At 43.9% G+C, this 13534-nt stretch carries 14 protein-coding genes and 1 pseudogene; 10 read left to right on the forward strand and 5 right to left on the reverse strand.

Annotated elements, in window-relative coordinates:
* Positions 1 to 652 precede the first annotated feature (652 nt).
* From L4D79_RS08365 to L4D79_RS08405, 9 genes and pseudogenes are all read left to right on the forward strand, one after another.
* Positions 653 to 2119, forward strand: coding sequence for an SLC13 family permease (locus L4D79_RS08365; protein WP_428649884.1), 1467 nt, complete (start codon positions 653 to 655; stop codon positions 2117 to 2119).
* 16 nt (positions 2120 to 2135) lie between these two features.
* Positions 2136 to 2891 carry a hypothetical protein gene (locus tag L4D79_RS08370; RefSeq protein WP_428649887.1) on the forward strand — a complete coding sequence of 252 codons (756 nt, stop codon included), beginning with the start codon at positions 2136 to 2138 and terminating at the stop codon, positions 2889 to 2891.
* A gap of 9 nt (positions 2892 to 2900) precedes the next feature.
* Positions 2901 to 4148: a 2,3-bisphosphoglycerate-independent phosphoglycerate mutase gene (gene apgM / locus L4D79_RS08375; protein WP_428649889.1), complete on the forward strand. Its 1248-nt coding sequence runs from the start codon at positions 2901 to 2903 to the stop codon at positions 4146 to 4148.
* Positions 4149 to 4268: 120 nt separating this feature from the next.
* Entirely contained in the window at positions 4269 to 5204 is a 936-nt protein-coding gene (locus L4D79_RS08380) for a LysR family transcriptional regulator (RefSeq protein ID WP_428649891.1), read from the forward strand.
* A 468-nt stretch (positions 5205 to 5672) separates the two neighbouring features.
* Positions 5673 to 6116 (forward strand): hypothetical protein, encoded by a 444-nt coding sequence (locus tag L4D79_RS08385; RefSeq protein ID WP_428649893.1) that lies wholly within the window; start codon positions 5673 to 5675, stop codon positions 6114 to 6116.
* Positions 6117 to 6821: 705 nt separating this feature from the next.
* Positions 6822 to 6977 (forward strand): annotated as a pseudogene (locus L4D79_RS08390) (DapH/DapD/GlmU-related protein); the annotation flags it as partial.
* Positions 6978 to 7467: 490 nt separating this feature from the next.
* Positions 7468 to 7638 (forward strand): hypothetical protein, encoded by a 171-nt coding sequence (locus L4D79_RS08395; RefSeq protein ID WP_428649896.1) that lies wholly within the window; start codon positions 7468 to 7470, stop codon positions 7636 to 7638.
* 162 nt (positions 7639 to 7800) lie between these two features.
* Complete coding sequence (locus tag L4D79_RS08400; RefSeq protein ID WP_428649899.1) at positions 7801 to 8442, forward strand: MarC family protein; 642 nt, start codon at positions 7801 to 7803, stop codon at positions 8440 to 8442.
* A 105-nt stretch (positions 8443 to 8547) separates the two neighbouring features.
* Entirely contained in the window at positions 8548 to 9105 is a 558-nt protein-coding gene (locus tag L4D79_RS08405; RefSeq protein ID WP_428651747.1) for a sugar O-acetyltransferase, read from the forward strand.
* A gap of 223 nt (positions 9106 to 9328) precedes the next feature.
* Here L4D79_RS08405 and L4D79_RS08410 read toward each other — a convergent pair whose 3' ends face one another.
* The 3 genes from L4D79_RS08410 to L4D79_RS08420 all read right to left on the reverse strand — a co-directional run bounded on the left by L4D79_RS08410 (position 9329) and on the right by L4D79_RS08420 (position 11510).
* A complete protein-coding gene (locus L4D79_RS08410) occupies positions 9329 to 10219 on the reverse strand; it encodes a LysR family transcriptional regulator (RefSeq protein ID WP_428649901.1) in 891 nt (296 codons plus the stop codon).
* A gap of 248 nt (positions 10220 to 10467) precedes the next feature.
* Positions 10468 to 10785 (reverse strand): DUF4144 family protein, encoded by a 318-nt coding sequence (locus L4D79_RS08415; protein WP_428649904.1) that lies wholly within the window; start codon positions 10783 to 10785, stop codon positions 10468 to 10470.
* A 59-nt stretch (positions 10786 to 10844) separates the two neighbouring features.
* Positions 10845 to 11510, reverse strand: coding sequence for a class I SAM-dependent methyltransferase (locus L4D79_RS08420; protein ID WP_428649906.1), 666 nt, complete (start codon positions 11508 to 11510; stop codon positions 10845 to 10847).
* Positions 11511 to 11672: 162 nt separating this feature from the next.
* Here L4D79_RS08420 and L4D79_RS08425 point away from each other — a divergent pair, with 162 nt between their 5' ends.
* The gene (locus L4D79_RS08425) at positions 11673 to 12188 is read left to right on the forward strand and encodes a hypothetical protein (protein ID WP_428649909.1); all 516 of its coding nucleotides are present in this window, start codon (positions 11673 to 11675) and stop codon (positions 12186 to 12188) included.
* On the opposite strand, the gene L4D79_RS08430 is transcribed toward L4D79_RS08425, so the two are convergent.
* Entirely contained in the window at positions 12183 to 12827 is a 645-nt protein-coding gene (locus L4D79_RS08430) for a LysE family translocator (protein ID WP_428649911.1), read from the reverse strand. The genes L4D79_RS08425 and L4D79_RS08430 overlap by 6 nt on opposite strands.
* Before the next feature lie 200 nt (positions 12828 to 13027).
* Positions 13028 to 13504, reverse strand: coding sequence for a GNAT family N-acetyltransferase (locus L4D79_RS08435; protein WP_428649914.1), 477 nt, complete (start codon positions 13502 to 13504; stop codon positions 13028 to 13030).
* Between the last annotated feature and the right edge of the window lie 30 nt (positions 13505 to 13534).

Here is a 13534-nt window from a genome sequence, read left to right on the forward strand (position 1 = left end):
TCCAGCCTCTCCACTCGTCGCTCAGTGGGTCAAGCTCAAGGCCACAATACAAGCGCATTAATCTTCGACACTCTGGCGGTATCGGTTTTCCCTCATCCCACCGCGTGACTGTCCTCACACTTTTAAAACATAATTCTGCTGTCTGTTCGATGCTTAATCCGCATTTAAAAAATCGAAAAATGTAGTTTTCACTTAGTTCATGATGTTGGCCGGATACTCGAAACCTCTAAATCAAAAATTTGACGGCTATTCCACCCTATCGCTTGATTACTGCCATTTCCGGGACGTGCCCTCCCCAACCTTCTGATAAAAATTGACCAATCGTTAGGAATTTTGACTTCAAACCCAGATTTGTTTTATTCAAATTGTTTCACTTCACACTTTGATATCATCTAAATGGTCATATAACCCTTAATCTTTCTGTGGTTATACTTTAAAATTGACTTTTAAAACAACTGCTTAATAAGCACTGAGGGAAAGCTGATGTCTCCACATCGGCTTTTCCAATGCATTGCATTACAGCTTTCGATTTAACCGAAGATAGTCTCATCAGTACTATTTTGGGCAAGCGTTTCGAATATTGAAACGCCATAATCGCTAGGTGATATGCCTAGCATAATCATTGCGAAGCAAATAATAAGGAGACTGAGAGATGATAGCCATCGCAAGAGATCTCAGTAGCAAAAGCAAAACGGAAAAAATCATGTATTACCTCGGCCTGCCTTTGGCCATGGTGGTACTTATGTTGTTCTATTCAATACCAACACCTGATGGGATCACTTTTGAAGGCAAGATGTCTCTTGGGATATTCTTTTTTGCTTTGATCCTATGGATCAGTGAATCCCTACCGAATTACGCATCATCAATGCTCGCCATTGCATTATTATCTGTATTAGGCGGTTGGGCCGAAAAGGATGCGCTTGGTACGCTGGGCTACGGTGTTATTTGGCTGATGGTTTCAGCGTTTATCATTACCTCCGGTATGGAAAAAAGTGGATTAGCCAAGCGTATTGCATTAGCTATCATTACCCGTTTCGGTAAAACTTGGCAGTCAATTCTGATGTCGTTAATGGCCGCGAACTTTACCATCGCCTTTATCATTCCCTCGACGACTGCTCGAGCAGCCATGCTATTACCAATCGTGTTGTTGATTGCCAAAGCGTATAACGTTGAGAAGGGAAATAAGAATCTAGGCAAATTGCTAGCTATTCAAGGTTTGCAAGCCAACAACATCTCTACCAGTGCGATTGTCACCGCAACAGCACCACAAATTTTAGCGATTGGCTTACTCAAAGAATTTACGGGATCTGAAGTCTCTTGGGGGGAATGGTTTATTGCGTCTGCGCCAATTGCAATACTAACCTTGATTGCTTCCTTCTTCATTGGTTTGGTGTTATTTAGACCCAAAACGGATGCTAAAGCGGGTGGTGATGAAATTAATCAAATTAAAAAACAATATAATGATCTCGGTAAAGTAACGTTAGATGAGAAAAAAGCTGCGGGTATTTTCTTATTAACCATTACTTTGTGGGCGACAGATAAGTGGCATCTGGACATTTTTGGTTTCCAATTTAGCTTAGTGATGGTCGCAATTATTGCAGCTTCGATGTTCTTTATGCCTTACATTGGGATCCTGACCTGGAAAGAAGCCAAAATTCCATGGAACCTGATGATATTTGCTGCCGGTGCCTACGCTTGCGGGGTATCACTGAGTGAAACTGGTGTCGCAACTTGGGCATTGAGTGGGTTGTTCTCGAGCCTTGGTGTACAGCACATGAGCTTCACCATGCTCTATGGAGTGGTGATTGCAATATCCAGCTTTAGTCACTTTGTGTTTACCAGTAAAACGGTACGTACCATCATTCTTATCCCGACTCTGATTGGTTTGGCTGAAACGGCGGGTGTATCACCTCTGATGCTTGCTCTTCCTGCTGCCTTTACCATTGCCGATACCATTACTCTGCCACCGCACAGCAAAGCGAACTTGGTCTACTACAGTACGGGTTACTTCTCAGTAAATAACCAATTGCTCTATGGCATTCTGACCCTGATGGCGAAATGGTGCATCTTGTTTGGCGCGTCATTTACATGGTTTGCATATCTTGGCATTACCGCTTAATTGGGAGGGAAAAAGTATGAAAAAGGCAATGAAATATCTATCAACAGGCTCTCTCATTCTGGCGGCTGTGAGTATTCAAGCTAGTGAGCTAGGTGAAATCCATAATTACAGTGAAATCATTCAGCCTGTGGAGCAAGACGGAAGAATTAGTATTACGGTCTCAGGTGTGACTAATGAGCAAGGTCTCCTTTATTTACCAAGCTACCAAGACAGCTCTGTAAGTGAATATTCATCATTGAGCGGAAAGTTAGAGCAAGGGCCAGAAGTGACGAGTATTCATGGTCGAGAGGTATTGGCTTATCAGTTTTCTGAACCGAATAGTGAGGTCACGTTGCAGCAAACATTATTTGTTGAAGATGTGTATAAAACGAAGAAGGCCAAAATCAAATACAGCCAGCCTGGCGGTGTAAAAAGGATCTCTTATGAGTTCATTAACACTTCTCCGGTGACGATTACGAAGTATTCAGGTCAGCTTAGTGTGCCGGAGAAAACTGAGCTGTATGGTGTGGTTGCTCCTGAGTGGTCGAAAAAGAAAAAAACCTTTGAAATTAAACGAGATGGCGATTGGAAAGTCGTAGAAGTAAAGCGTAAAAATGTGTCCCCTGGTGATGACGTTATATATAAGATCCGTACCTATTCACCGTCTCCAATGATTAAGTGGACATTGTGGTCTTTAGTGGTATTTCTATCAGGAGCACTACTTTGGAAACGCCGTGATGTTCTAATGAATTTAGACGCAAAACCTGCAACAGAAAAAGCCACTGCGAACTAAGGAGTAATGATGAAAAAACAAGCGTTGCTACTTATCGCTGATGGTATGGGGGATTTACCGAATCCACAACTCGATGGAAAAACACCATTAGAGTACGCCCATACTCCGAATATGGCCTATTTAGCGTCTCAAGGGCTGTTTGGTAATGTTCATCCAGTCCAAGCTGGGGTTCCTGTAGGAACAGATGTCGGGCATTTAGCCATTTTTGGTTATGACCCATATGAAGTCTATACTGGCCGAGGTCCTATTGAAGCTTACGGTGCCGGCATTGACATGCAGCCGGGAGATATCGCGTTTCGTGGTAATTTCGCCACCGTCGATGATGAGTTTATCGTATTGGATCGCCGAGCTGAACGAATTAATGTTGGGACAGATGAGCTTGCAGAAGCGGTCGATGGAATAAGACTTTCCAATGGCACTCTCGTGATTGCAAGGGCGCTCAGCGCGCACCGAGTGGCTGTGGTGTTACGTGGTGACGGTTTATCTGAAAAGATCACCACGTCTGATCCTGGTACGGCGAAAGAGGGCTGCAAAGTTGTTTATTCAACACCATTGGATGATTCATTTGATGCGAAAATGACCGCGCAGTTAATTAATGAATTGAGCGAAAAATTTTATACAGTTTTAAACTTGCATCCTATTAACCATGCCCGGAGAAAAAATAAACAAGCACCAGCAAATATGATTTTGTTACGGGGGGTAGGTAAAGAGATCCAAGCCCCTAAAGTAACGGATAAATACGATATTACCGGAGCTTGTATCGCTGGAGACCGAACGGTTCTCGGTATTGCAAGAATGTCAGGTTTGGATACGTTTCACCAGCCAAGCTTTACTGCAGGTTTTGATACGGATTTTTTGGGTAAGGCCAAAATGGCCGTTGAAAAACTAAATCAAGGATACGATTGGGTGGTCTTACATGTGAAATCCCCTGATCTTGCTGGTCATGATAATTTACCACATATAAAAGTTGAAATGGCTGAAAAGTTTGATCATATGATTGGCTTTATTCTGGAACATATTAATCTCGATAATTATTACATTGGCTATACCAGTGATCATTCAACGCCATGTATTCGTCGCGACCATTCCGGTGACCCCGTCCCTACTTTTTTTGCTGGTACGGATGTACGTAAAATGGAATTGCATGGCTTTGGTGAAAAATACCTTAACCATGGCTCGCTGAATAATTTGACAGGACGGGAGTTCTTTTTCACTCAAATGGATTATCTTGGTGTCATACCCAAATTAGGTGCCTAGGCCAAGATATAGCGATACAACTAATGGAAAACACAGAGCTTGAATAAAGAGTGATTGTATTTCCTTTAAAGGCAGTGACAAATTAATGTTGCTGCCTTTTTCTGGGTTCAGGAGTTAAGAATGAAAATTGAAAATCTAGAAGCATTTGTCACCATTGCAAAATTAAGAAGTTTTACTCAAGCTGCAGATGCCTGCTTTTGTACCCAAGCGACCATGTCTCAACGCTTAAAAAATTTGGAAAATCACTTTAAGACTCAATTGTTCGATAGAGTAGGACGTAACATCGAACTAACGGAAGCAGGAAGAAGAGTTTTACCTTATTGTAAATCGGCTCTTGCGGCGATCCATCAATCAAAAATTGAGCTGGAGGCCATCAATGGCCTTTCTACGGGTAGCTTATTACTTTGCAGCTCGAATACTCCTGGCATCTACCTTTTGCCGCAAGTATTAGCGGATTTTCATCTTCAATATCCAGGGGTGTTGATTGAATCTAGAATTAAATATGCGAAGGATGTACTGCAAGAGATCTCTTTTGAAGGTGAGGCGGAACTGGGGTTGGTCTCTCAACCGAATGTCGTTGATGATAAAAAGTTATGTTTTGAACCGATTTTGAAAGATCAACTAACAGTAATTGTATCGCCAAACCACAGTGGTATCGCAAAGTGGAAAGATAAGGGTAAAATCAGTCTGAAAGATTTGCAAAAAAACAACTTGTTGGTATCCAATAGCAAGAGTTCGATATTGCAAAATTTAGAACGCGCGAGTGATGCAAAAATTGACTTCAATACCACTATCGTTTTGGGGAGTATGGAAGCGGTAAAAAGATCCGTAGTGTTAAATGCGGGCATCGCGATTGTGTCTGACTTTCTTGTTGAAGAAGAAGTTGCTGATGGCAAGCTAGTCTCTTTCGATATATCCGGTGTCGAGATGCAACGAAAAATCATGTTGGTATATCGTAAAAATTGCAGTTTATCTCCCGCTGCAAAAGCATTTATTGAAACCTTAAAAGCCGACTTTTCTGATAAATATCCCAATTTATATGTCCCTAGTTTTTAGTACGCACTGATCTTATGTAAGTGATATTTGAACAACATGGTGGTTCGCAATAATTCGATTTGCAATATAACTTTTGGCCCGAACCCACCAAATCCAAATAAACAATCTAATAAACTCTTGTCCAAAAGTAAGCTATGCTCGTTGAAGCCCTCTTTAGTTCAGAGGGCTATTTATCAACTATCGAACCAGTCTTGCCACTTTAACAATTGTGCTCAGTGTTCTTCGATCCCGATCTGCTTCAATTTCAATCAAAGCGTTACCTGTAATCATCCTTGTCGGCGTTAATGACCATTGATTAGGTGTCATCAATAACCCTTTTTGCAATCTCCAGCCTCTCCATTCATCGCTTAATGAGTCAAGCTCAAGGTCACAATACATCTTCATCAATCTTTGACACTCTGGCGGTATTGGTTTTCCATCTTCATTGCTACATTTAATGTGCTGTGTACTGAAAATAGGAAAGCTTGAATGAAGACCCTTCTATCTACCAGCCTGCTTTTTCTGTGTTTGTCCCCATTTACTTTTGCCACAGATCAGCCCCAAAACGCTATCACGATAGTTCAGAATGCTAAAAAAGAATGCGCTCGTTTTGAGGATGGCGAATTCCACGCAACTGAACAGGCTATTTCATTACATGACTTTACCGGTGATGGCCAACCAGAAGAAATCGTGGACGCGTCACAGTTCTCCTGCTCTACGTCGGCTTCCATGTGGGGTGGTTCTGGTGGCACATTCTTATGGGTCGTTGTGGATGGTAAGCCCTATGAATTTCTTGCCAATAAATGGAAAACGATAGATTTTGACGGGCAGTCAGTTCTCTTACTTGCCGTGCATTCTTCTGAATGCAGCGATACCGTTGGCCCCTGTTATCGGGCGCTAGTTTGGAGCGATGGTTTCAGGACGACACGCTGAGTTAGTGGGTTTGCAGTACGGGCATCAATCACGGATTACTGATAAATAACAAGCTATTATGTGTTTTTATCAGCATCTGAATACAAGGAAAGGGTTTTGGGTTCCTCAAGCTCAGCGCCAAACACACTGGTGAAGTGACGGAGTGCTAAAACTGGCCAAGGAACTGACACTCGTAATTAACTTCATGTTAGCTTTCGCCATGCTGATGTATTACGGCCTGCGCTGGATAAGCTGGCTAGAAGGCCACAGCTCCTCACTATGAGGGGCTTTTTACTACCAAACTCAAAGAACAATAAGATGCTAAAAACTAAACACGCAAAACTGAAAGAAACCATCAATTCATCAACTCGCAAGAGTCTATACAACGACTTCTCTGAAGAGTGCAACGCAGCAAGGTTAGACGCAGCCAATGCCGTCAAGGCCATGCAAGAAGCTCAGACAAACGAAGAGCGCACACTAGCGCAGCGCCACCTGTTTGGTTCTGTCGGTGACAATGTCGCGATCCAAACAGGCTTCCGTTGTGAGTATGGCTTCAACATTTCCATTGGTGACAACACATTCATCAATTGGGACTGCATTGCACTAGACTGCGATGAAATCATTATTGGCGCTAACGTCTTGTTTGGTCCTCGCGTTGGTTTGTACACCGCTAACCATGCAATTGACGCTAAGGAACGTGCGTTTGGTGGTTGCTACTCAGATAAGATTGTCATTGGGGAGAATGTTTGGATTGGTGGTGATGTAACGGTTATTGGTGGTGTAACTATTGGTGATCGAGCCATCATTGCAGCAGGGGCTGTCGTTACCAAAGACGTTCCGGCCAATACCATTGTTGGTGGGAACCCTGCCAAAGTCCTGCGCCATATCACCGATGAAGACAAGACTGGTTACACTGCCGAGAAGGCCAAACTGGTCAGCTGGGACTAGCACTCGAAATACTAGGTAATCATACCAACCCCACCCAAGCCCCTCAATTGGGGCTTTTTCTACCTTAATCGCGCCTATTCCTTCCCAAGTTAGTCAATATACCAACTCTTGCTCAATGCGACTTAACCTCAGCACTCATTGTTCGCTGCACAAGTTACGAAAAATACGAGAAAGACAAACCTGCAAAAGGTCGAACATAGTCACTGCGTTTACATTCGGAAACACTTTGTTAATTTGCCCAAAACTACAGCTACTCAGCTGATTTTTTTGGTTTTTTAAAAATAAAGGGGGAGATAACCCCTCAAATGTGGTTTGAGTGACAATATTTAACCCCACTAATATTCACAGCGTCAAGCCGGCGACGGTGCAATCCGCCGCCTATAACGCCCCAAGGGGCATTACTATGCAACTATACGAGTTCCACATGAAAAAGACATTTATCGCTTCTGCCGTTCTGGCCATTTTCGTTTCTGCTGGCGCAACTGCTGGCATCATCGAGAAAGACACTGGCGGGTCTGTATCAGGCACAATCAACCAAACCACAGGCTCATACTCTGACTTCTCAAGCGGTGCCGGTGTGCAGTACGCATTCTAATTTTATGTGAACTTGACGCAAAAAGACCAAAGGCACCACTCAGGTGCCTTTTTTAAGGAGATCTATGTTCCTTTCATTGAAAGCCAAATTATTAATAGTCCTACTGCTTTGCTTTAGCCTAGCCCTTGTAATCCTCTCATTCTTTTTTGCCGGGGGTGGTTAATGCTGGAGCTGTTATTAACTCAATTCGTACTCCTATGGGCTGTTATCGACCCAATTGGTACTGTCCCTGTCTTCTTATCCCGCACTTCATATCTCAACAAGAAGCAAAAGCGCATCGTGGCCCTAGAGGCTGTAGCCATATCAGCGATGATTCTCAGCTTCTTCTTATTCGCAGGTGGCGCACTACTTAAAGCAATGCAGATACCCCTACCAGCTTTTCAGGCTGCAGGCGGTCTAGTTCTTCTTATCTTTGCCCTATCCATGATCTTCGGTGAGTCGAAGCCAGAGAAAGAAGAAAAGCTATGCGAAGAGGATAAGAAGCGCATTTGTAGAACTCAGCTGTCAGAGCTGGCCGTGTACCCACTCGCTGTACCGTCAATTGCGAGTCCGGGCGCAATGATGGCAGTCGTTTTATTGACTGACCAAGTGGCCATGACGGGGAAGCTAATCACAGCAGGGCTTATGTTCCTCGTTCTGGCTTGCGCCTTTGTCCTTATGTTGGCGGCCAACGTGATTGACCGATTCATTGGCAAAGTCGGCGCGGCAATCATCAGCAGAGTTATGGGTTTAATCCTTGCGAGTGTGGCCACGGCCAACTTGCTTGAAGGAATGATCAAGTTTGTTCACTTGAGGGTCGCATGAAGAATGGATATTTAGCGGTTCTAGTTATTGCTTGGGCAATTATGTTTTTTGGTTTAGCGAGATACATGGCTACTTACGCAGCTTAGTGGAGATAAAATTATGAATATGACAGAGAAAGAAAAGATGCTATCAGGTTTACCTTACAATGCGTGGGACGACGCGCTAGAGCAAGAACGTATCTACTGCCGATACATTCTAAGAGAGTTGAACTTTAGCATTCCAGAAACACCAGAATGGCGCACCTCAATCTCAAAACTAATGGGGTATGAGAGTAATGCACACCTAGAGCCACCATTCCGTTGTGATTACGGCTACAACATCAAGGTTGGTAAGAACTTCTACACCAACTTTAACTGTGTGTTCTTAGATGTGGCGCCGATTACGATTGGTGATGATGTATTGCTTGGCCCTAATGTTCAGCTATATACAGTTAATCACCCGATTGAAGCTGAGGGTCGTATTGATGGTGGCGTTGAGTTCGGCAAGCCAATCAAGATCGGCAACCGTGTTTGGATTGGTGGCGGATCCATTATCCTGCCGGGTGTAACTATTGGCGATAATACTGTTATTGGTAGCGGCTCCGTAGTTACGAAGGACATTCCCGCCAACGTTGTCGCGGTCGGTAACCCGTGCAAAGTGATTAAGCAGATAAATAACCAGTAAAGAGAAGGGCGTATTTCGCGCCCTCTTTTATTACTTTCTTCCATAGAAGATCAGATTTGTTCTAACAGCGCCCCAAATTACAGCTCTAGCCTCGCTGACTGCCTATCAGCAAGAAAAGACAATCAGTGTGCCGTTCAGCTTGAGGTGAGAGCGTAGGTTGAATTATTTCTAAAATAAAAGTCATAGTGTGTTAGGTAATTAAAGTGGTTAAGCCACCTATAAGTTAAACAAAATATTCTTGCCCGTACTCTTTTACCCACTCAAGAACCTGATTAACTTCAGGTATCTTATCTACACCGTGCATAAAGAAAGCGTTGTAGTGAACAATTGCGCCGGTTTCTGCTTGGCTAACAATAAGTTCAGTAAGCTCACCGGCTTCTACATGCGGCCTCGCTAGCAACTCAGGTATTGCAGCCCAGCCTCGATTCTTTGTCATTTCAATCACAGCGGAATAACTAGGTGCTAGCCTTACATCAATGGAAACATTAGACAGCATAATGCCTGCTTTGTAATGATGTTCAGTAACGTACTGACGCTCTAGTCGTAGCGAAGTGGTTGTTAATCCTTGCCTCTTGGCAAGTAGCGACGATGGGCGACAATAGGCTTTCATTAGCACTCCGCCTAAATGGGAGAAATCTACTAGCTCTTGGCCTTCAATCTTCCCACGCCCCGGCATTAGCGCAATGTGGACCTTGTCTTCTGCCATTTCTTTGATTGCTTTTTCTCGCGTTCTTGATATCCAGTGAACTCGAAGCTCTGGAAACTGCGCTGACACTTTTTTCTCTACAAACTGAGCCATATGCTCAGGAACACCTGAATCTTGAGCAACAACTATGTCGGTCAGGCTTTCAACTTTTGCAGACTCAGCGACAGAATAAAATTCAAGGCTTTGGCGGAATAGGATGGTGGCACGAAGGTAAAGACGCTCCCCAGCGGTTGTTGGGATGGCCTTGCGGCCCTGAATTGTAAACAGCTTAACGTCTAACTTATCCTCTAAGTTTGTAACGAGCTCACGGATTGTTGTTCTGTCTTTTGAGAGCTCTCGCGCGGCTGCACTATAACTGCCTTGCTCATACACGGAGCAATATGCTTTTAATTGATCGAATGTAAACATGTTCAAGCCTAGAAAAAGGGGCTAATGTCCCCACTTATACATCATTTCCTTGCTTGTGGCCGCATGAAATCCTTTGTTATTTGGTTTCTGGCTCGACGCATGTCATCTCGCTAAGACTTTGGCTGCCTTATTTCATTAAGGTAACGCTTTTAACATACTCTGCGCCAAGGTCCGTTAAGACTCTTCGTGTACTGCCAGCCACTATAAGCATCATTAGTTGGAGTCAGATCAGAGCTATTTGATTACAACTAAATAGATAAAGCTCTTATCGCTTCACTGACAGACAAAAACTGCATTTTTATCAGGCAGGTTTCTGCTTTTGCAAACTCGTGGGCCTGAATGAGTTCGGTAACCTGTGATACAGAGAACGGGTTACCGCAAGGCTCGTAGGAAAAAACGCCCGCTTGAGCCTCTCGCACCTTGTAAGCTTGCCCTTGGCTATCTATCAGGCAGTCATCATCACTCCAGATGAGTGACTCGAACTCAGCCATTAAGCTCGCTTCTGAGGCTAGATAAATCAGCTCGTCGTCACCATCAAGTTTGAATATACAAGGCCATTGGATCATTGGTTTTCTCTTTAATGCTTATGTGGCTGCGTGCCACACCATTATTCTGAGGTATTTGGTTATGCTTTGGTTGCCGAGAACTTGATTGCCGAGAACAGGGCGACACAGCCGATCACTTGCACCTTTACATTCGAAAAGTGCTTATTCAGAGCCTCTTCCAAGGCACCAAGTTCGTCGTTTTCATTACAGAAAATGCCTTTCTTGTTGTAGAACGCCATCAGTTTTTGGGCGAAGACATTTTGCGTCGTCCCTTTCCCCAAAATCGTACTGCCATACACCACGCCTCCGGTATTCATCACCTCTCTAATGTGCGAGAAAACGATGCTTTTTTCAGACATGCTTCCCGGCAGGCAGTGCAGTAGGTAGTTAATGCTTACCGAATCAAACGTCTCACAACCCAGTCCAAACGGCTCGAGCACATTGCGGCAGTAAACCTCCGGTTTTAATTGCTCGATGGCTTTAGCCGTTGACTCCAAGCTGTTTTCATTCAGGTCAACCAAAGCGATTCTTTGGCCCCCGGCAGGCAAGTTTTGCTTCAGGTAATATCCAGTCCCTACCCCGACATCAAGATGATTAGCAGTAACTAGATCTGCAAACTGCTGGCTAATTAGACGTGTCGGGCATTTCCATAGATAGTGATTGGAAAAACCTAAAACCCATAGGTCATAAATTGAGAGAACTTTCTTTGAGTAGACAGCTTGGCCTGCGACAACATCTTTATTCATCTATCTATCAATACTTTAAATCAAACGTATATGAAAAATATAGCAAACTGCTGTCACAGCAAAACATACCAGTTGAGCATTAAATAAAAAATGTAGCAACATTCCCCCTCTATCCCCTCTCGTTTTGCTAGGTTATGATTTTCCTTTTGAAAGGGACATTTCATGAAGCACTTACTCTTGGTGGTTTTCGCGCTGTTTCTATACCTCGGCTTGTATTGGCCTGATATTGATACGCAGCTAATGTCCCTGCTCCATCACCGCTCTATCCTCACCCACAGCGTGCTGCTGCCGTTGCTCGTACTGGCAATGCTGCGCTCAAACTATGCCAAGCCCATTGCTGCTGGGCTGTGTGCGGGGATCAGTATTCACTTAGCCGCTAATGTTATTTCACCCATGGGGAGTTATTCGCAGGTAACTCTTCCGGCACCGCTGAGTTCATCGATTGGGGCAACAGAGTCATTACTATGGCTAGGTTTGAATGCGGTTGCGGGATACTTTCTGGCACTGAGGTTACTCAAGGCGCACAGCAAAACCATCCCCTTTATCTACCTGCTGGCCGCAGCTGGGTATGGGTTATATATCAAGGATGATGTGCGGCCATGGCTGGCATGCTTCGCTATTTTCCTTATCCCTTTTATATTCGATAAGGCCAAGAGCAAACTTAAGCGAGCATCATGATGACACCATGACTTTGATACCAAATACGGTAAACAACCCACCTGTAATGTAATCCATCACACCTGAAATGCGGGCATAGACGCTTTTTGCTGATTGATGTGAGAATGCTGTCGCGAGGAATAAGTGCCAACACAGGGTAATCGACGACATGGTTAGCATGATGGCAACTATCATTGAATTAGTAATGGCTCCTTGTAGAGTGTCTGGCATAGACACGCTAAATAAACTGACCACGAAGAAGCCGGTTTTCGGGTTGAGGATGCTGGTAATAAAGGCTGAAATGAAAACTTTTTTGTTCGATGGCGATAGGATGTGTTGGCCTTGTGGTAACTCACCTAACTTTTTTGTTTTGCGAGTTTGGTAAATCTGGCGCAGCCCCAAATACAATAAGTAGCTACCACCGACAACTTTCATCACGCTAAACAATTGAGGAAAAGTCGTCAGTAAGATGACTAAACCAGAGCCGCCCAAAAGAGCCCATAGCAATATTGCCGTACTGACCCCAAAGGCAGAAAACATTGCGAGCTTACGGTCATATTGCAGTGCGGTATTTATGGTTAACAGTACGTTGGCCCCCGGTGTCGCCACAGCGAGTATCCAAATCAACGCCACATGTACAAGAACCAATAAAACGTCCATTACCAACCATCCCTATTCAATAAGCCCTTAGCTAAATACCCTGTCAGTATCCATGGCAAAGCCGATATACCCAAGTCATTTCAATAGACAGGAGTCACTTGGATATAATTACAAGGCATTGATCTAATAAGCAATAGCTAGATCAAAACTGCTCACGACTTTCGCCAATTTGCCATCCTCGTTTATCGGCATGTAAGAATTTACTCCGCCTTTGTGGCGTGGTCAAACCGCTGTCTTGTGACTAAGCCCCATTTGCCGTCAAGGTACTTATCTTCAACAAAGTTGCCCGAGGTATAGTCGTTAACGACATCCCGCCAAAACTTAACCGCATGGTCAGCACCTGCAACTTGCTTGATCTCCCAAGAGCCCTCAAGCAGCTCAAAAAGATTGGAGATAAAGCGCTTACCCACTTTATTTTTTCGAAAATAGGGGACGACGTAAAAATCGCAAATTTCATATTCCTTTGACGACTTTTCCTCTATTGCAGTAAGGGCTGCTGGAACACCATCAAGATACAGGAGGTAGCCGCTAACACTTCCACCAATCTTCGGATAGATCTCAAACACCCCATTTTCATCAGGTTTATCGTCGATAATTTTTGAAAACTCTGCTGCGTAGCCTTGGTATAGATTGGCGTATACATGTTCATTGCTACTATCGACTTTCACTATATTCATCAGCAACTCTTTATCGTTGATACTTCAGAT

It is taken from the genome of Photobacterium satsumensis, assembly GCF_050336935.1.
Taxonomy (GTDB): Bacteria; Pseudomonadota; Gammaproteobacteria; order Enterobacterales; family Vibrionaceae; genus Photobacterium; species Photobacterium satsumensis.